Below are 18,269 nucleotides of genomic sequence, written 5' to 3'. Positions count from 1 at the left end.
AGGAGAATTGGCGAAAGACAAAAAGATGGAAAAGATTTTAATACAGTAATCAAAATCGGAGTTATGGCAAAAACGAAAACGAAAGAAACAGACGCGGATGTCTACGAGTTTATAAACTCATTTGCTAACTCAGAACAAAAGAAAAATGACAGTTACGAATTGATAAATATACTACAAGCCATTACGGGCGAAGAACCCAAAATGTGGGGACCGACAATTATCGGCTTCGGTAGTTATCATTACAAATACGAAAGCGGACACGAAGGCGATGCTCCCATTCTTGGATTCTCCCCGAGAAAGGCAGCCTTTTCGCTCTATATTTATTCTGACACAGAAAAAAGTAATTCAATCATAACTGACCTCGGAAAATTCAAAATGGGAAAAGCCTGTATTTATGCTAACAAACTTGCAGACATCAATATTCCAGTTCTCAAAGAACTTTGTATAGAGTCTATAAAATACATAAATGAACATAACGAGTGCTCTTGCAGGAAGAAATATAATAAATAAAGCTACACACAACAAGGGCTATAGTGCATGCCCTGCGGGACACGCCCCATAGCCCAACCGTTGTGCGCAAGCATTGAACTCCGCACGACCAAATAAAATAATTAATTTAAAAAGTATAAAATGAGAAATTCAATTTTCACACTATTTATTTTAGCCCCTCTATGTCTATTTGCCCAAAGTTCTGATTATACCGTTTCCTCTTATCTCACGGAGGGTACGAAGGCACCAAATACGCATTACATTGGAGAAGCTTGGTTGAATGCCATAATTCATGATGATGCCGACTTAGGTTATAACATTACGAAAGCAACCTTTAGAGCCAACTCAACCCTGGATTGGCATAAACATAGTTCTGTGCAGGTTTTAATAATCGTAGATGGCAAAGCCTATTATCAGGAGAGAGGAAAAGAACCTGCAATTCTGAAAGAAGGTGACGTAATTAAGTGTGAGAAAGATATCGAACATTGGCATTCCTCTACCAAGGACAGTGATGTAACGTACTTGGCTTTCTATGGCGGTGAACAGCCTACTATTTGGACAGAGGTACTAACTCAAGAATATTATGATAAGGTGGCTGATAAGCTAAAAAGAGACTAATTATTACCAAAAAATGTTCAGGCAGTAAATTCGATTTAAAAAATGCCAGCGTACAACAACGGCTATAATTCATTTTGGGTGGATCGCAACTTCTAAAATTATCTTACTTTTAAATAAACAAATGGCTTGATGCCTTTTGCTTAGCAGTTTTGTTCACCATCTAAAGCGCCTCAGCAAGTTTGCGGTTCGTTTCGGCGCAGCCCACGGCACAAAACTACTCAACCAAAACAGAATCATAGCCAAGACCGTTGTGCGTCATGAATATATCGTTCGTCAGAAGAAATCCAACGGAAATGATAGAAGAAATAAATATCACACTTAGACAAGGCTTAGAGGGGTTCTATGAAGAATACAAAAGCCATCTCAGTCACAAGAAAGAAGGAATTCCTAAAGAAGTTAAATCTTTCTTTAGGTCTCATGATATTGCTCACGTTTTATTTGGTTGTGACATATCACTTTACGGAGAGGGCTCTGTCAAAATATGGACAATATTTGGTACAACTTTAGGATTTTGGAAACACATCAGTGCTTATAAAAAAGCCAATGCCTATGAATTATCTAGAAATTTTAGTCTTTCACATGTTGTAAATAATATTTTCAAGTTCTTAATATCCATTCCAGTGCTTATTGTAAGATCAAAGAAAATGAACAAACCATGGCCTTGGACTAACTATGAACCCTATTTAGATACTTCTATTTCTGAAATCAGAAAAGAATTTAACATCAAGGTCTTGAGATGATAATAGTGAAATGTAAAACACGAACGCACAACAACACCTATACGCAATGCCTTACGGGACACTGCGCATAGCCAAACCGTTAGCACTTATTTGAGAAAAAAATGAAACGATTAATAAATTTCATAGAAAAGAATATTTCAGGAAAAAAGGTTTTAGGTCTTTTTATCTTGACCAATCTTGTTTACACCTTTATGCTGACTGTTACAATTCCCAAAACAATGGAATTCTCTGACGGAATGAAATTATTGGATATGATGCCCACAGGATATGATTTGAATTATGTAAGTGAACTATTTACTTCGCTTGGAGAAAATGGACGTTTGACATATCTAACCAACCAAATACCTGTTGATATGATTTACCCGCTACTATTCGGACTTTCTTACTGTTTGCTTTTGGGATATTTCTTGAAAAAATTGAACAAATTAAATTCCCCATATATTTATCTCTGCCTAATACCGATAATTGCCGGAATTGCAGATTATTTGGAAAATATCGGAATTATCTCAATGCTCAAAAACTATCCCGAATTGAAAGAGACTATAGTTTATACAACTAATATATTGTCAGTTATAAAAAGCATTTCAACAAGTATATTTTTTATTGCATTAATAATAGTCTTAATAACACTTGGAATTAAAGTATTAAACAGAAAAACAAGTGCTAACACCGTATAAAATTAATTGCTTGTCTTAGCCAATTTACGAAAGTCCTCGCGGACTTTCTATCTGCGATTTATTTGCTAACCTTAATGATTAAAACACGCAACTAATCTTATACATCAACGTTAGCCACAATTAGAGCAATGAAAACTAAAAATCCGAAAATAACTATTCATATGGTTTCCAGTCTTGATGGCTATATCGCAAAGAAAGATGGAACTGTCTCTTGGATGCGTTCAAAAGATACCTACGAAAAAGGAATAGAGCTGACAAAGGAATATATTGCTGAATTCGTTAAATCAATAGATTGTTACGTTATGGGTTCACGGACTTATGAGCATGCTGTTGAACTTGGATGGCCTTATGGAGAAGTTCCTGTTTTCGTACTCACAGAAAGAAACCTGAAATCGGACAAAAAAACTGTGCAGTTTCTATCTGGCGACTTGAATGAAATTTTATCTGACCAATTGAAACCTAAATTCAATAATATTTGGATGGTTGGCGGAACTATGCTGACAAAAGAATTTCTTCGACTTGGATTAGCGGATGAAATAATTATTACAATTATACCAACGCTTTTGGGGAATGGAAAACTCTTTTTTGATTACATTGATAAGGAAATCCCATTGCATTTAAAAGATGTGACAGCATTTAAAGATGGAATGGTTGAGATGGTTTATGAAATAAATAAAGAAGAATAACTGTGGCTAACAATGTATAACCGCAATTACGGCGTCCCGATAGCTATCGGGACGACTAGGTCCGAATCCACTCGGAATTGCTAAAGTCAGTGCTAAACCGAAAATTGTCGCATATTAACCCGTAACTGACGGTTATACGAGACCGTTAGGCAACATTAAAACAAACAAATGTGAGAAGAATAAATATCATCTTAATAATTTCAGTATTTGGGCTTTTCAGCTGTAAAACTGAAACTGAAATTCCAAGAGTTGAGTACTCTAAAGAAGTAGTTTCAAGTCCTATTCAATTTGCAAAAGGAGTAATTTCTACAGATGACAATAGTGAATTTGAACTTACATTTTCAGAGAATGGACGAACAGTTTACTTTTCAAGAAGAGCACCTGAAAAAAAGCAAAAAATTTACGTTAGTAACATCGAAAATGGAAAATGGACAGAGCCTATGCTTGCCGACTTCTCGATTGACCGAGATGAAACTGCTTCAATAACACCAGACGGAAAATATTTATTTTTTGGTTCAGAACGTCCAATACCTGACAAACCAAATAAAGGAAACTTCGATATGAACATCTGGATGATGGAAAAAACAGTTAATGGTTGGAGTGAACCAAAACCCTTACCCGAACCAATTAATGCTGTTCAATTAGAAAATGAAAAGTGGCCCTCCTCAAACAATAATTTCTTTTTCACGAATGATAACGAAACTTTTTATTTCACAACTATGATGCGTGGAACAAAAAGTATAAAACTTTATGAAACAAAATTTGACGGAGAAGATTTTTCTGAACCAAAAGCGATAGACGGAATTTGGGACGATGAAAAATTTTGGGTTTATTCAGCAGTAATTTCACCCAATGGTAAATACTTGTTATTCAATTCTTACGATGCGCCTGGTGGAAGTGGTGGCGAAGATATTTTTGTTTGTAAAAAGACTGAAAATGGATGGAGTAAAGCAAAACCAATCGGACAATTAGTGAATTCAAAAAACGAAGAAAGTAGTCCGAGATTCTCGAGAGACGGTAAATATTTCTTTTTTAGTCGCGCAGAGAATTTAGGAAATTATGAATATGGGGAATGGAGCATTTTCTTTGTAGAGACGAAATATCTGAATTTGGAAAAAATATTTGAATAAAAAACGTTGCCTAACAACGGCTATAATTCATCACGCCCCAGGCGTGACGTTCCGAGCGTAGCGAACAGCGCAAGCAAATCATAGCCGGAACCGTTAGCAACAATTTAAAATTAATAATGATAAATTAATCAGTCCCAACAAAATTGGCCCTTCCAAAAAATCTTCGGTTTATGAAGTTATTGAGATTAGAACCAAACCTATAATTAAATCCAAATCTGGTATCGATGATATAAGCTGAGGGTAGGGTTACCCTCCCGCTCAAAATATCCTGTTCGGTGAAGTCTCCGGAGGCCAGGTAAATCTGGTCCTTTACATAGTTGCCTTCTGCCCTCACATAAAAAGATAAATTCCCAGTGACACGGACATCTGCTCTAATATTCAAACCTGTGGACCAAGAACTAAAATCATCCAGATAATTTCTCAGACGATATCCCACCTCTAGGTTTCCCCAACGTTTATTAAATCCCAGGCTAATTCTCAAACTATGGAGGACCCTGGTTTCTTTAAGGATGCCGCTAATCGTTTCTTCGACATATCGATTATTCCTGAGTTCAATCCCATAGTTCATTCTTAGAAATCTGGTATTCTGCACAGCTTCCGGAAAAAAATTGTACTCTACCGCCGGTCTGAAGCTGGTCTGAAACTGATAATTAAGTCGGGTGTTCTGACGCCCTGCAATATCATAACCATAAGACCATTGGGGTGAAATAGACTTCACAAGCTGATGATTAAATCCAAATTCTGAAACATCAAAATTATTCGCAACTTCATCGACAATCTGGTTACCATCTCCATCAAGAACCGGATCGCCATTGTCATCTACTCTTGGCACTTTTTGAATCGTTCTTCTAAGCCTTTCATCTATTCTCCCGGATAGGGATATTTTCCATTCATCTGTTATACGATTAATATTGATGTCTCCACCAATATTGATGTCACTGCTCAATTCCTCTAATTCAATGTTAGCATCACCCCCCACATTAAAAACCCAGTAATTCCAGGGATCAATAGTTTCCTGAATTGAATCTTCCAGAATGGCAGAGTCGGTCTTCATGTTGATTTCGATCTCCTCTCCAGCTTTGGTTTTCGCAACATACGGAGCTAAACCTAATTTGATATACCGGGTTAGTTTATCCCGCACTTCAAAGTCGGTGTCAAGCTGTCTATTATTTACATAGAGGGTGTCTGTTCTTCCCGCATGAATGTTTTGTTGACCAATAAAAATCAGTTGATATTGTCTTCCTCCTCCACCGGATCTGTTTCTGTTAATCAGCAGAAAGACATCAGCCTTTTGGTTATCCCTGTAGAAGTCAACCGCCGTAATTTCCGTTCTTATAAAATCTAAATCACAGCCTCCATCTCCCCGTTCACAGCCATCAATAAACACACCGAGTTTATTGGGAGGGCTGTAATTATCAATTAATGTTTGACTGATTGCAGGAGGATGAAAGGAAAGAAATGTCAGAATCAATAAAAGTTGTATTATTCTCATGTGATTAGAGTTAATTCAAGTTGATAGTTCTCTTAAGAGCAAGGTTAGATGCAAGATGTGAACGCTAAAATTGCGTTTTACCGGAATTGTTTGTAAATAGGGGAACATTTTACATAAAAAAGCAAAGAAAATGATGATCATTTTTTTGCCAACAACAAATGTAAGTAATAACGGTTTATGCCTGGCAAGTGATCAGGAGTGAAACTTAAAAGACCCCGATTATTCCAAAATAGGATACTTTTTAAGAATAAAATGAAAATGCTAAAATTAAATACGAATTAAAGAATGTTGCTAACATCGGCTATAGCTCATGGCTAGTGTAGTAGTACTAAAAAAGTAAAAATATTCATGAACCCAACCAGGCTATTCGTTTCCATCGGACGCAGCATTAAGACCGCCCGCCACGAGCCATAGCCCCACCGTTATTCTTCATTATGACCAACAAATAACCAATGATAAAATTCTTTCGAAAAATTCGACAACAATTAATTACTGATAACAAATTCAGTAAATATTTCGTTTATGCAATCGGAGAAATAATTTTGGTAGTTATTGGAATTTTAATCGCACTAGCAATAAACAATTGGAGAGAAAACCAAAAATTATATAATCAAGAATTAACATATCTGAACAATTTAAGGGACGATTTAAGCACTCAAATAAATATGTTAGATGTTTATATTGATTATGAAAATATTATTATCGACCATTCAAATGATATTATAAAACATTACGAATTGAATGATGGCTTTAATGATATGGATAGTGTATTTCCAAAGTTGAATGATTTAACAACTCGTTGGACTTTTACAAATGCAAATACAACTCTCTTACAAATGCTCAATTCAAATCAAATTAATATCATTCAAAATACAAGACTAAAAGAGGAACTGATAAGCTTTAATCAACAAATTGATTTATTTACAAGAAACACCAATATCAACAATACGAATCTTGTAGACAATTTAACAACTGGAACATTCATCTCAACAGGTGGATTTGCTTCGTTTGGAAATTCGAATAGAATGATTCAAAAGTTTAATGACTTTTATCCTTTTCAAAACAAAATAATTGATGATAGTGACCTGAAAAAAACATTAATTCAAGTAATAAATGAACCGAAAAACAAACTTGAGATAATTAACAAAATTGTATATAGGAATACTATATCAAGTCTGCAAAAATCAGGAAACGAAGCAATCAAAGATAAATCATTACAACTCTTAAAATTACTTAATGAAGAGATTGATTTGCATAAAAAATAACGAAATTCTGCCTGCCGACCCGCCTTCCGAAGTCTCGTACGGAGGACAGGCAGGCAGGCACAACAATGTGTATATTCATTGCTTCTGAATTTCTTACATTTATTAGAAACAAGAATGGCTTAATCGCTTAGTGACCAGGTCTCACTTTTACGAACCTGCCTGCCGGTTTACGTGCCGCAGGCATGGCAGGCAGGAATCATAGCCAAGACCGCGGCAACATTAATCAAAAAGATGATTCAACTCAAAAACTTTGAAATCAAATTACTCATAATAATTACGGCGATTTTTGGCGCCTGTCAATCAAATCAAACAAAAGTCACTAAATATTCTAACGGATATGTATTCAATGGTGTTGATTTTAATAAAGCAAGCTTTGTAGTTAAACATGGGGAATTGGATTTTAGTACTTCGGCTAAATTTAATACTGAAGTGGACCTTACCGGCAAATATGTAATACCTGCATTTGGAGATGCGCACACACATAATTTTGACGATGTTGCAAAATTTGACAGTATATATAAAGCATATATTGATGAAGGAACTTTTTATGTTCAAGTACTTACGAATCACTATTCCAACTATTTAAAAATCAAGGATTCTTTGAACTCTGCGGGAAAGATTGATGCTAAGTTTGCACACGGCGGAATCACTAGTTCCGGCGGTCATCCACATAGTTTATATGAAACACAAGCACTCAATTATTCGTGGCGAGCCATGCTGGACCCTGATAAGAAAGAAGAAATTTTATCTAGTACAATAAAAAAGGATGATGCCTATTATCTAATAGATTCAGTCTCAGATATTGATGAAAATTGGAGCAAAATAATGTCCAATAAACCTGATTTTCTGAAGCTTTATCTTTCAAACATAGCTGATAGAAAGAAAAATATTGAGAATAAAAATATCGGTTTGTATGGGTTATCAGAAGAAGTTTTGGCCGAAATAGCGAGAAAGGCAAAAAGAAATAATATCAGAATAGTTGCCCACGTTGAGACAGTTTCGGATTTTAAAATAGCTCTTAATTACAATATAAAATACTTTGCACATATGCCCGGTTATGGAGGAGGCATAGGTGACCCAGATTTAGAGGCGTTACAAATTTCGGATTCGATCCTTGATCTAGCAGGAAAAAATGGAGCTGTCATTACTCCAACGGTTTCATTTGCAAAATACTATGCTAACCAATGGGATGGCTCCAAAATGAGTTTAGACACTTTACTACTTCAGAAAAAGAATGAATTTTTGAAAAAACAGCTGATCCGTTATAGGGAAGCCAACATTGTAATTGCATTAGGAGCAGACCAAGGTTATTCGACTCTTCGTGAAGAAATTAATGATGTAAAAAAAATTGATGCTTTTAGCAATCTTGAATTATTGAATATTTTGACACAGACTCCGAAAATAATCTTTCCAAATAGAAAAATTGGAGCATTGAAGAATGGTTATGAAGCAACTTTTTTGGTTTTAAATAATAACCCATTAATAGATATGAATAATATAGAAAATATTGAAATGAGAGTGAAAAATGGAATAACATTGAAATAGAAATTTTAAAACGTAGCCCAACAATGCATATCCGCAATTAAAACTGACGGTTATAAAAGACGGTTGTGTACAATTAGGAAAAATCCAATGATAAAAAGCACACTTACTATAATTCTTCTCTTTGCTTTATCATTTCAAAGCTATTGTCAATTGGATACCGTTCATTTGCTTAGTCCGACAGGGAACTACACCGTAGGAACATCGGTTTATGAGTGGACAGATGAATCAAGGGAAATGAAAATACGACCTGAATTCACGCAAAAAAGAGTGATAATTTCTCAATTTTGGTATCCCGTGGATTCTGACTCTAATTTAATAAATGCCCCATATGGTTCACTATCCAAAGATTACCAAAAAACACTGACCAATTCATTTTTAAGAGCTTCGATTGCCCAAGAAATTGATAAAGTCCCTTTGGTATTAATTGTCCCCGGAAGAGGAACAGAAAGATTCCTCTACACAACAATTGCCGAAGAATTGGCAAGTCAGGGTTTTGTGGTTGCTTCAGTAGATATGCCTGAAATAGGGTATGTGCTTTATCAGGACGGATTTACATTGTATCCATCTGATGATTTTAAAACACCAAGTGGAATGATGGCCGGTCCGTACGAACGAGTAGATGCTTTTTTTGAAAAGCCAACCGAAATGGGGTATCAAGATTTATTATTCGTTATTAATAAAATTACAGAACTAAATACCTATGTCTTTGATAGTAAAATAACCTTAAGAAATATTGGTGTTTTTGGTCATTCTTTGGGAGGACGAATAGCAGGTGAATTAACTGCCAAATCTGAAAAAGTAAAAGCACTAGCTACTATGGAAGGTATACCGCCGAGGGATGTGAGATACGAAGGGAAAATAGTTGTTCCTTCTTTAATGATGTGTGGTTCAGGAACGCTAAAATATGCTGTGGATAATTACAATAGTTTTATCGATAATCGTAATAGTATTATCTATATGACCGAGTTAGTCGACTTTGGGCATAATTCAATGACCGACAATCCATATATCTACCCTAAAAATTTCGGGTACGAGATAGATCCCAAAAAAGCCCTTGAGATCAGCCGAACTTTACTAACAGATTTCTTTAAAGAATACTTATTAGGCGAAACAGGCTTTTATGAAAAGAATAAAGATATGGAGTTTGTCAAAATGGTAAAAAATCAATAAAAACTGTAAACAACATTGTATAAAAAATAGCGGAGTACGTACTTGAAAGAAAATATGAACATAAAATGAAAACAACAACATTTCTAACATTTGTAGGTGATCAATGCGGAAGGGCCGAAGAAGCGATAAAATTTTACACTTCTATCTTTCCGCATTCGGAAATTAAAAGCATAACAAAATACTCTGAAGGAGAGGCTGGAGGAACTCCCGAGCTTATCAAACATGGGGTATTTACATTAAATGGTACAGAGTACATGGTTTCCGAAAGTAATTTTAATCACGCTTGGTCATTTACACCGGGAGTATCACTGTTTGTTGCATGCAACTCTGAAAATGTGATACAAACTTTGTTTGAAGAACTTTCTTCAAATGGAGGCCAGATTATGGTTCCTCTAGACAACTACGAAGGTTCAGGGGATTACGGCTTTGGTAAAAAATTCGGATGGTGTGAAGACAAATATGGCATTTCATGGCAACTTAACCTTTCAGAATAAATTCTAATTATGATATAAGCCCCCCCTTCTTAGAGAAATAAATGAGAAGGAAAATATAAAAATAACTACTGCCAACAATGGCCATAATTCATCAAGCCCCGGCGTGACAAGATCGTATCCGGAACCGTTGGCTATAATTATACAACCATGATTAATCGATTGAAATTTTCGATAGATATTAAGGCAGAGAAAGCTAAGATCTGGGATGCACTTTGGAGCGATAGCTCTTATCGCAATTGGGCGAGCGTATTCTCTGAAGGATCTTATGCCATATCCGAGAACTGGGAAGAAGGGAGTAAAGTACTATTCCTCTCACCAGATCAAAGTGGTATCTACAGTATCATCAAAAAACACATTCCAAATAAAATTATGATGTTTGAGCATTGCGGAAATGTGGTAAAAGGAAAGGAGCAACCCATAGATGATGAAACAAAAAAATGGTCGGGTGCCACGGAAATGTATACCCTTACTGAAGGTACTGACACCAACACACTTACAGTTGATATTGATGTCCTTGATGAGCATTTGGAATTCATGTCAGAAAGATTGCCAAAAGCACTTGAAAAGATCAAGAATAACTGTAGCTAACAACATATATAAGCCATCCCCCGCGGGATACGGCTCATATTCCAGGCTGTTTTATGTAATTTTAAAAGAACAGATAATAATTTATAACTAGCAAATGAAAAATATTACTTCGATCTACTTCTTTAGCCTGATACTCCTTTTTATTTGTATTGTTTTACTAATCTATTCACCAGATTCAAACATAATGAGTACAATAGCTGGCGTGATCTGTGCTCTGGGATTCGCAATGAATCTCTATGTATTCTATAAAAAAGAAAAAACTAAAACGTCATAGAACAATGGCCATAATCCATCATACCCCAGGCGTAACGTTCCGAGCGTAGCCAACAGCGCAAGCAAATAACAGCCGGGACCGTTGGCTGCAATTAGAGAAAAGAAAATGAATTACATTATAGTTATATTAATCCTTTTAGTTAATATTCAAACTCAAGCTCAAGCCATTTCTAAACGTATAAATGACTATACGAATTCGTATGTCAAAACAGGCGATTTTAGCGGTTGTATTCTTATTTCAGAAAATGACAAAATCATTTTTGAAAATTGTTATGGTTTTGCCAACCAATCCTTCACAGTTCCAAATGAGCAAAATACCAAATTCAAAATAGGGTCAGTTTCCAAGCAGTTTACTGCTTCAGCCATACTAATAATGGAACAACAGGGTTTATTAAAAACAACAGATACATTATCCAAATTTTTTCCCAATAACATAAATGCCAAAAGGATTATCATTCAACAACTTTTAACTCATACATCGGGAATCCCTGATATTTATAATGTTCCTAATTTCAATAAACTTTCAAATCAAAATAAAACAGTTTCTGAATTGTCAAATTTAGTTTTGGATGCGGAACTTGAATTTGAACCCGGAACCCAATACCAATACTCAAATGGTGGATATGCGGTTTTAGCTGAAATAATTGAAAAGGTGAGCGGCGTCACATATCAAGATTTTTTGACCAAACATATATTCATACCGTTGAACATGATCTCTACAGGTCATAATAGTATTAATGAGGTGATTCCGAATCTTGCTGTAGGTTATGACCCTTTGGATTACGATAGGGTTAAAATTACTGATTTACTCGACCCCGAGTTATTGAAAGGTTCAGGGTCTCTTTACAGTACTGTCAACGATTTGCAAATTTGGATAAATTCAATCAAAAACAGATCTCTCTTGACTACAGAGTCGTACGATAAATTCCTTACCAATTACGGGAATAATTATGGTTTTGGAATATCCTTATACAAATCTTTTGACCAGGAAGTTTTTGGTCATGATGGTAGGGTCAATGGATATATTGCAGATTACCTGTACTATAAGAAATCGGACATATCAATAATCATTCTTGGAAACATTCAAACCGGTGTGGCTGATTTTTTCAGAAGAGACATTGCCGCAATTGTGTTCCAGCGAGAATACAAAAGCAGGGCTAAAACCATCCCACCTGAAAAGGAACTTATAGCTGACAAAGGAAGGATTCTTGGGACTTATTCATTTGGTCCGAATTTTAAAGTATATGTTGAGGAACTTGAAGGGAGGGTCCAGGCTAGAGCAAATGAGGGAGGGTATTCCGAATTGATACTTTTAAAAGATAAGCGATTCTTCAGCAGAACCTTATATTCATATATTGAGTTTATAAATGATAATGAGGGGAAAATAATTAAAATGATTTGGACGAATAATGATGGGAATAGTTTTGAAGGAATAAAAGAATAATCGTTGTCAAAAATACATGACCGCAAGAATGAAGAATAATCTACTATATATTATAATAATATTATGCTTTAATTTTTCCTGTCAAAAGGAGAATAAGAAAGAGATAGTGGGTCCAACCCTTAGATTTGAAAAAATCAACTACTACAAATATTCAGCTTCACATAGCGCTGAGCCTTTTCAATATAGATTGACTTATTATTATGAAGATGGAGTACCACATAGATGGATGGAATTGGACTCTTTTGGACGTGTAACAACAGATTATATCTATGAATATGATAGCCACCGGAAACAAACAGGTGCTCGCTACCGAGAAGAAAGTGCTATTGACTTTTCGATAGAAAAAGTAAGATTTGAAAACGACAGCACAAAAATAACCGAATGGATTGATTCTATTGGCCAGGTTTATTATAGGATGATAGATAATCTTAACAAGGATAAAAAAACATACCGCGCTGCATTTATTGGCGATAAACTACATGGCTACGATTCTACCTTTTACACAAAAGATGGGTTTGAGAAAAGAATATTCTTTACAAATACAAAAGGGAAGGTCCTTAATGATAGAATATTCAAATATGATTCTATATATAATAATGGAAAATGGGTAGAAAGAAAAAAAATAATGCAAGATACCATCAGAGAACTTCATAAAAGGGAAGTCTATTACGATAATAATTTTGTTTCTGATAATGGAAAGTTTTACGAAGGGATTGTTTCAACTGGGGAATTATCAGAAAATGTTATCAATTTTTCTGCGGATGAATCAGTTATGTTCCTAACAAGAACATCAGACTGGACAGACCAATTAGCCTTTATTGCTTATGCGAAAAATGGTTTATTTACGGAAACTATTCGAATTGAAGAGCTAGATACAGTATACAATGGAGCTATATCGCCAAATGGAGACAAAATAATATACAGTATTAGAAAAGAAGACGATGAAGAAATATGGCTTATCAGTAAGGAAAATAATCAATGGTCCAATAAAATTAACTTGACTGAAGCATCAAATATTCGGGGTGGTTATTTTTATTGGTTGAGTGAAACAGAGATTTATTTCTATCAGAATAAAAACAGTGGCGATATTGTTCAGGGTGAAATAAATAAAGGTAATCTGACAATCAGAGATTCATTAAGTATCTTAAATACAAAAGCGGGCACGGAGTTTAGTCCATTTGTTGACAGAGAAAAGCGATTTCTTATTTATTCCAGATATGAAGAAGGGAACAAATCTAATCAAGGCTTTTTTATAAGCTATAATGAAGGTGGTTTCAATAACCCAAAATGGTCAATACCAAAGAAATTATCTATGCTTCCTTATGGTTGGAGTGCTCATATAATAAACGATGGCAGCCAATTTATTTACACAAACGGTGAGGATATTTATAGCGTACCAACAAAAGAATTGAAATTAGAGATTAATAAATAAATTACTATTGCCAACAACGTATATAAGCCATTAAATCGGCCCATATACAAGACCGTTGGCAGTAATTTGGAAAAATATATTAAATGTATAGGTTTTTAGTATTCTTTTTCTGTCTCATCTTTAATTCAGCTGTTATTGAGGCTCATCCAGGAGTTGGGATCGTTATGGACAGTAAGGGCAATGTATTCTATACCGACTTAGATCATGTTTGGAAAATATCAACTAGTGGTGAGCAGTCTATTGCTGTTAGAAATGTTCATACACATGAACTATATATAGACGAAGAGGATAATCTTTATGGAGAGCACCAATGGTATGAAGGAGAAGCTACAGATAAGTGGGGAAACTACGTTTGGTGTTTAGGTAATGATGGCGTATTTGAAAAAACCATACAAGATATTGAAGGTTTTCTCGACAACAATACCCTGGTAAGAGATACAGAAAATAGCACCTATTGGGTAGATAAGTCTGGTGACCGTGAAATGTTGAAAAAACAAACATTAAATGGTCAGAGCTATTTTGCTACTGAACATTATTTCGATGATGTTCGCTGGATGTATTTTTCAAAATATGATAATAACCTCTATGTAGTAGATCATTTGAAAATTAAAAAAGTGACTCCCAAAGGAGACGTAACGGTGATAGCAGAGAATCTAAAAGATTCCAAAATTTCAATAGGTGGCGTAGCAGATCGTCATTATATATCTGGAATGTGGTCCGATGAGAAAAAGGATCTGTACGTAGCAATTTATGGGGCAGGAAAAGTAATGAAGATTAACACAACCGGAGAAATGACAACGATTTTTGAATCGAAAACGTTTTGGTCTCCCACAGGCGGATTGAATGCTCCGGATGGTTCACAATGGATAATGGAGTTTTCTAGAAGAAATAAAACACGCGTAAGAAAAATTAGCGTAGATGGAAAACACACTCTATATGGAAGTTAAATATCGCTTTTAAGATAAAAAACTGCCTACAACCTCTATAATATATACTCCTTCCCTACTCCAAATTAATTCCTAACTTTAAATAACTGATATAAAACGACGGAAAATCCTGTGGATTCTCTGACGTACAAATCATACACCAGACCGTTATGCTCAAATTAAAAAAATGCAACCATGAAAGAAAAAGCGAATAAAGCTTCTTTGACCAAACTTGGAAATCAACTGCATAAAAATAAACTAGTTAAAATAGGAGAAATTTTATTCCTTTTCATTCTTGCATATGCCTTCATTAAACTAATAATTCCTCTCGCTGGAGATAATCCTACTTTAATACAAGCAGTTCTTTGGATCGCAAATATTCTTATGCTGATTTACGTTTGGATCGGACTTAAACTCCGCGACGAAAGTTGGAAAGACTTTGGATTGACCTTTAAATCCATTTCTTGGAGAGGCGGCATTAAACTGTTACTGCTTTCTCTTTTAGTTCTTGTTCTTGCATTAGCCGGTTTTATAATAGGATCTATTATCATGGCCAATATAACAGGCATTCCAGAAGGTGCAAACATGACTGCTTATGATTATTTAAAAGATAATATTGGAATGCTACTTTTAACATTGGCAGGTGTTTATATCGTTTCTTCATTTGGAGAAGAAGTTATTTATCGAGGATTTTTAATAACGAGAATCTCGCAGATTGGAGCCGACTCTAAAAAAGCACAGAATATTGCAGTAATCATTAGTTCAATTATTTTCGGGCTTATTCATTACGCGTGGGGGCCAATGGGAATGGTACAAACAGGATTTATGGGATTAGCTTTGGGTATCTGTTATATCAAATTAAAAAGGAGACTTTGGATTTTGATTTTAGCACATGCTTACATGGATACCATACTAATGATACAAATGTATATGGCAAGTAATTAAAACAGAAAACAGGGAAAATAAATCTGAGCATAATTTTTAAAGTTGAAACATGAAAACACTAACATCCGTATGCATTCTTTGCCTTTTACTTGCCTGCTCAGAAAACAAATTATCGAGAGTTGATTTTTTAATTGGCACATGGAAAATGGAAGGAAAAGAACAATATGAAAATTGGGAATTATCCAATAACAAAGACCTAATTGGATATTCATATAAGATTAAGGATAGTCAAAAAATAATTACAGAAACTCTTTCTATAAAAATATTGAGGAAAACAGTCATTTTTGAAGCTACAGTTCCAGACCAAAATGAGGGGAGAACAATTCCGTTTACTTTAAATAATGAAATTAAAGACTATTTATCATTTGAAAATATTGACCACGATTTTCCAAAAAAAATTCAATATAAAAGATTAAATAATAATGAAATTGAGGTTACTGTATTAGGAGATGAGGGAGAAGGGTTTTCTTATAAGCAACTAAAACAAAGAACAAAGTAACAGCATACAACAATATATATAAGCCATTAAAACGGCTCATATACAAGACCGTTGCGATAAGCATTTATTGGCATTACTTTAAAATTGGACAGATCTATGACCGGTGAAATTGATTTTGCAATCTTATTGACAAAAATGAAGCCAGAACTTAATCCAGGAGATTATGTTTTTTGTAGTATCAAAGATTTAACAACAATAGATATTTCTCAAACCATTTTAATCTTTTAAAGAACAGGAAGGAAACACTATTATTATTAAAAAGGAACTGGCAGATGCTAAAAACCTTAAATATTCATTTGTTGCTGCCTGGATTACACTTACTGTTCATTCTTCATTAGAAGCGGTAGGTTTAACAGCAGCTTTTTCCTCAGCCCTTTCCGAACAAGGAATTAGTTGCAATGTTGTTGCTGCATTTTTCCATGACCATATATTTGTGGACAAAAAGGATGCGGAAAAAGCAATGGAAATTCTCAATAAGTTTTCACAAGAATAATTCAGCTTTGGTGTCCCTAACCGCTAACAAAAGTATTTACGCAATTGCGGCTGCCTTTGGTCATGAAATAAACACTTTTGATTTTTTCATAAAAAGAACTGAAGAACTTAATGGAGACATAGAACATTAGCAGGATTTCATAACGAAGCAGTATGATTTACAGTATAACTAAAAGACTTCAGGTCATTAATTGATTATATTTAAGGGTAACTAACCACTGCCTCCTTAATGAAAAATAGTACCGTAGTTACCAATTTCGATGGGTTCTTACATATAGAATTAAAACATACTCTTCTTTTCTTGTTGTGTTTCTTCCTGTTGAGCCCTGCCCTGGGCCAGTCATCAAATCTTTTTGATACCGATGAAGTAATAGCGTTGAATTTGCGAGGCGATTTTAAGACCGTATTCAAAGACCGTGGAGAGGATCCCCAATACCACCCGGCAACTCTTCAATACAAATCGGATCTACAAACAATTAATATCCCTATTAAAATTAAAACACGAGGGCACTTTCGAAAGATGTCTTCCAATTGCAAGTACCCTCCAATATTACTGAATTTTAAAAATTCATCTATCCCAAAAAGTTCTGTTTTTGAGGGTATGGACAAAGTAAAATTGGTAACACCTTGCCGAGGTGAAAAGTATGTTATTCATGAATACTTAGTTTACAAATTGTATAATCTTATTACGCCAAAGAGTTTTAAAGCGAGGCTGGTGAAGGTCGTATTTCAAGATACTGTAAAAAACAAAAGCTCGCTACCCTATTACGGAATTATACTGGAAGAAGAAGAGCAGATGGCTAAGCGAAATCTGTCTAGCTCCCTGGAGAAAATTGGACTGCGTCCTGAGAGCACTCAAAAAGCGGACTTTTTAAAAATGGCTGTTTTTGAATATATGATTGGTAATACAGATTGGTCAGTACAGTACCGACAAAATATTAAGCTGATCTTGTCAGATTCCACAAGCTTACCTGTTACAGTACCTTATGATTTTGATCATGCCGGAATTGTGAGAGCACCTTATGCCAAGCCAGCTCCGGAACTTAAATTAAGCTCTACATTACATCGAAGATACAGAGGGTATTGTATGCCGGAAATGAATCAATTCACGGCGGTGTTTGAAACTTTCAATCAACTGAAAGATGATTTTTATGCACTCTACGACGGCAACCCATTACTAAGCAGTAGTTACCAAAGTCAAACCCTAAAGTTTCTCGATCAGTTCTATGAAACTATAAATGATCCGAAAAAAGCCCTAAAGGCATTTAGCTATCCTTGCGATAGATCGGGGACTGGAAATATTGTGATCAAGGGATTGAAAAAAAATGACTAAGCCTATTTACCTGTTATTTCTTTATTCATTA

At 35.0% G+C, this 18,269-nt stretch carries 20 protein-coding genes; 19 read left to right on the top strand and 1 reads right to left on the bottom strand.

The annotated features are described in order from the left end of the window. The first annotated feature begins 63 nt into the window (after positions 1 to 63). The 6 genes from Q0X72_RS00765 to Q0X72_RS00740 all read left to right on the top strand — a co-directional run bounded on the left by Q0X72_RS00765 (position 64) and on the right by Q0X72_RS00740 (position 4,340). Positions 64 to 510 carry a DUF1801 domain-containing protein gene (locus Q0X72_RS00765; protein WP_297760589.1) on the top strand — a complete coding sequence of 149 codons (447 nt, stop codon included), beginning with the start codon at positions 64 to 66 and terminating at the stop codon, positions 508 to 510. A 120-nt stretch (positions 511 to 630) separates the two neighbouring features. After that, complete coding sequence (locus tag Q0X72_RS00760; protein WP_297760586.1) at positions 631 to 1,107, top strand: cupin domain-containing protein; 477 nt, start codon at positions 631 to 633, stop codon at positions 1,105 to 1,107. Between the two features lie 293 nt (positions 1,108 to 1,400). Then, positions 1,401 to 1,847 (top strand): Coq4 family protein, encoded by a 447-nt coding sequence (locus tag Q0X72_RS00755; protein ID WP_297760583.1) that lies wholly within the window; start codon positions 1,401 to 1,403, stop codon positions 1,845 to 1,847. Between the two features lie 101 nt (positions 1,848 to 1,948). After that, entirely contained in the window at positions 1,949 to 2,524 is a 576-nt protein-coding gene (locus Q0X72_RS00750; RefSeq protein WP_297760580.1) for a hypothetical protein, read from the top strand. A 128-nt stretch (positions 2,525 to 2,652) separates the two neighbouring features. Beyond that, on the top strand, positions 2,653 to 3,210 hold the full coding sequence (locus Q0X72_RS00745; RefSeq protein WP_297760577.1) for a dihydrofolate reductase family protein: 558 nt from the start codon (positions 2,653 to 2,655) through the stop codon (positions 3,208 to 3,210). 170 nt (positions 3,211 to 3,380) lie between these two features. Continuing rightward, on the top strand, positions 3,381 to 4,340 hold the full coding sequence (locus tag Q0X72_RS00740; protein ID WP_297760574.1) for a hypothetical protein: 960 nt from the start codon (positions 3,381 to 3,383) through the stop codon (positions 4,338 to 4,340). 124 nt (positions 4,341 to 4,464) lie between these two features. Here Q0X72_RS00740 and Q0X72_RS00735 read toward each other — a convergent pair whose 3' ends face one another. Beyond that, a complete protein-coding gene (locus Q0X72_RS00735; RefSeq protein WP_297760571.1) occupies positions 4,465 to 5,832 on the bottom strand; it encodes a hypothetical protein in 1,368 nt (455 codons plus the stop codon). Between the two features lie 452 nt (positions 5,833 to 6,284). Between Q0X72_RS00735 and Q0X72_RS00730 the strand changes: the two genes are divergently transcribed. From Q0X72_RS00730 to Q0X72_RS00670, 13 genes are all read left to right on the top strand, one after another. Further along, positions 6,285 to 7,097 (top strand): DUF6090 family protein, encoded by an 813-nt coding sequence (locus Q0X72_RS00730; RefSeq protein ID WP_297760568.1) that lies wholly within the window; start codon positions 6,285 to 6,287, stop codon positions 7,095 to 7,097. Between the two features lie 231 nt (positions 7,098 to 7,328). Continuing rightward, a complete protein-coding gene (locus tag Q0X72_RS00725; RefSeq protein WP_297760565.1) occupies positions 7,329 to 8,642 on the top strand; it encodes an amidohydrolase family protein in 1,314 nt (437 codons plus the stop codon). Positions 8,643 to 8,729: 87 nt separating this feature from the next. Continuing rightward, positions 8,730 to 9,812 (top strand): dienelactone hydrolase family protein, encoded by a 1,083-nt coding sequence (locus tag Q0X72_RS00720; protein ID WP_297760562.1) that lies wholly within the window; start codon positions 8,730 to 8,732, stop codon positions 9,810 to 9,812. A gap of 65 nt (positions 9,813 to 9,877) precedes the next feature. Next, a complete protein-coding gene (locus Q0X72_RS00715) occupies positions 9,878 to 10,306 on the top strand; it encodes a VOC family protein (RefSeq protein WP_297760559.1) in 429 nt (142 codons plus the stop codon). A gap of 147 nt (positions 10,307 to 10,453) precedes the next feature. Then, on the top strand, positions 10,454 to 10,894 hold the full coding sequence (locus Q0X72_RS00710) for a hypothetical protein (protein WP_297760556.1): 441 nt from the start codon (positions 10,454 to 10,456) through the stop codon (positions 10,892 to 10,894). Between the two features lie 355 nt (positions 10,895 to 11,249). Next, on the top strand, positions 11,250 to 12,611 hold the full coding sequence (locus tag Q0X72_RS00705; protein ID WP_297760553.1) for a serine hydrolase: 1,362 nt from the start codon (positions 11,250 to 11,252) through the stop codon (positions 12,609 to 12,611). A 16-nt stretch (positions 12,612 to 12,627) separates the two neighbouring features. Beyond that, the gene (locus Q0X72_RS00700; RefSeq protein WP_297760550.1) at positions 12,628 to 14,043 is read left to right on the top strand and encodes a hypothetical protein; all 1,416 of its coding nucleotides are present in this window, start codon (positions 12,628 to 12,630) and stop codon (positions 14,041 to 14,043) included. Between the two features lie 83 nt (positions 14,044 to 14,126). Continuing rightward, the gene (locus Q0X72_RS00695; protein WP_297760547.1) at positions 14,127 to 14,990 is read left to right on the top strand and encodes a hypothetical protein; all 864 of its coding nucleotides are present in this window, start codon (positions 14,127 to 14,129) and stop codon (positions 14,988 to 14,990) included. Positions 14,991 to 15,164: 174 nt separating this feature from the next. After that, positions 15,165 to 15,914, top strand: a complete 750-nt coding sequence (locus Q0X72_RS00690) for a type II CAAX endopeptidase family protein (protein ID WP_297760544.1) — start codon at positions 15,165 to 15,167, stop codon at positions 15,912 to 15,914. Positions 15,915 to 15,963: 49 nt separating this feature from the next. Next, positions 15,964 to 16,413 carry a DUF6265 family protein gene (locus tag Q0X72_RS00685; protein WP_297760541.1) on the top strand — a complete coding sequence of 150 codons (450 nt, stop codon included), beginning with the start codon at positions 15,964 to 15,966 and terminating at the stop codon, positions 16,411 to 16,413. Between the two features lie 96 nt (positions 16,414 to 16,509). After that, complete coding sequence (locus Q0X72_RS00680) at positions 16,510 to 16,641, top strand: ACT domain-containing protein (RefSeq protein WP_367180400.1); 132 nt, start codon at positions 16,510 to 16,512, stop codon at positions 16,639 to 16,641. Positions 16,642 to 16,660: 19 nt separating this feature from the next. Continuing rightward, entirely contained in the window at positions 16,661 to 16,906 is a 246-nt protein-coding gene (locus tag Q0X72_RS00675) for an ACT domain-containing protein (RefSeq protein ID WP_367180401.1), read from the top strand. Between the two features lie 228 nt (positions 16,907 to 17,134). Further along, positions 17,135 to 18,238 carry a hypothetical protein gene (locus tag Q0X72_RS00670; protein ID WP_297760538.1) on the top strand — a complete coding sequence of 368 codons (1,104 nt, stop codon included), beginning with the start codon at positions 17,135 to 17,137 and terminating at the stop codon, positions 18,236 to 18,238. Positions 18,239 to 18,269: the final 31 nt, after the last annotated feature.

This window comes from uncultured Muriicola sp. (assembly GCF_947258935.1).
GTDB lineage: Bacteria > Bacteroidota > Bacteroidia > Flavobacteriales > Flavobacteriaceae > Muriicola.
Note: the sequence above shows the minus strand (reverse complement) of the source record. Positions and strands in the feature narration are given on the sequence as shown.

What these genes read in the sequence shown, in the direction of transcription:
- Q0X72_RS00765 (WP_297760589.1), top strand. Translation starts at nt 64, where the DNA reads ATGGCAAAAACGAAAACGAAAGAAACAGACGCGGATGTCTACGAGTTT.
- Q0X72_RS00670 (WP_297760538.1), top strand. Translation starts at nt 17,135, where the DNA reads ATGAAAAATAGTACCGTAGTTACCAATTTCGATGGGTTCTTACATATA.
- Q0X72_RS00685 (WP_297760541.1), top strand. Translation starts at nt 15,964, where the DNA reads ATGAAAACACTAACATCCGTATGCATTCTTTGCCTTTTACTTGCCTGC.
- Q0X72_RS00725 (WP_297760565.1), top strand. Translation starts at nt 7,329, where the DNA reads ATGATTCAACTCAAAAACTTTGAAATCAAATTACTCATAATAATTACG.
- Q0X72_RS00750 (WP_297760580.1), top strand. Translation starts at nt 1,949, where the DNA reads ATGAAACGATTAATAAATTTCATAGAAAAGAATATTTCAGGAAAAAAG.
- Q0X72_RS00735 (WP_297760571.1), bottom strand. Translation starts at nt 5,832, where the DNA reads ATGAGAATAATACAACTTTTATTGATTCTGACATTTCTTTCCTTTCAT.
- Q0X72_RS00730 (WP_297760568.1), top strand. Translation starts at nt 6,285, where the DNA reads ATGATAAAATTCTTTCGAAAAATTCGACAACAATTAATTACTGATAAC.
- Q0X72_RS00755 (WP_297760583.1), top strand. Translation starts at nt 1,401, where the DNA reads ATGATAGAAGAAATAAATATCACACTTAGACAAGGCTTAGAGGGGTTC.
- Q0X72_RS00695 (WP_297760547.1), top strand. Translation starts at nt 14,127, where the DNA reads ATGTATAGGTTTTTAGTATTCTTTTTCTGTCTCATCTTTAATTCAGCT.
- Q0X72_RS00745 (WP_297760577.1), top strand. Translation starts at nt 2,653, where the DNA reads ATGAAAACTAAAAATCCGAAAATAACTATTCATATGGTTTCCAGTCTT.
- Q0X72_RS00715 (WP_297760559.1), top strand. Translation starts at nt 9,878, where the DNA reads ATGAAAACAACAACATTTCTAACATTTGTAGGTGATCAATGCGGAAGG.
- Q0X72_RS00700 (WP_297760550.1), top strand. Translation starts at nt 12,628, where the DNA reads ATGACCGCAAGAATGAAGAATAATCTACTATATATTATAATAATATTA.
- Q0X72_RS00760 (WP_297760586.1), top strand. Translation starts at nt 631, where the DNA reads ATGAGAAATTCAATTTTCACACTATTTATTTTAGCCCCTCTATGTCTA.
- Q0X72_RS00720 (WP_297760562.1), top strand. Translation starts at nt 8,730, where the DNA reads ATGATAAAAAGCACACTTACTATAATTCTTCTCTTTGCTTTATCATTT.
- Q0X72_RS00710 (WP_297760556.1), top strand. Translation starts at nt 10,454, where the DNA reads ATGATTAATCGATTGAAATTTTCGATAGATATTAAGGCAGAGAAAGCT.
- Q0X72_RS00690 (WP_297760544.1), top strand. Translation starts at nt 15,165, where the DNA reads ATGAAAGAAAAAGCGAATAAAGCTTCTTTGACCAAACTTGGAAATCAA.
- Q0X72_RS00680 (WP_367180400.1), top strand. Translation starts at nt 16,510, where the DNA reads ATGACCGGTGAAATTGATTTTGCAATCTTATTGACAAAAATGAAGCCA.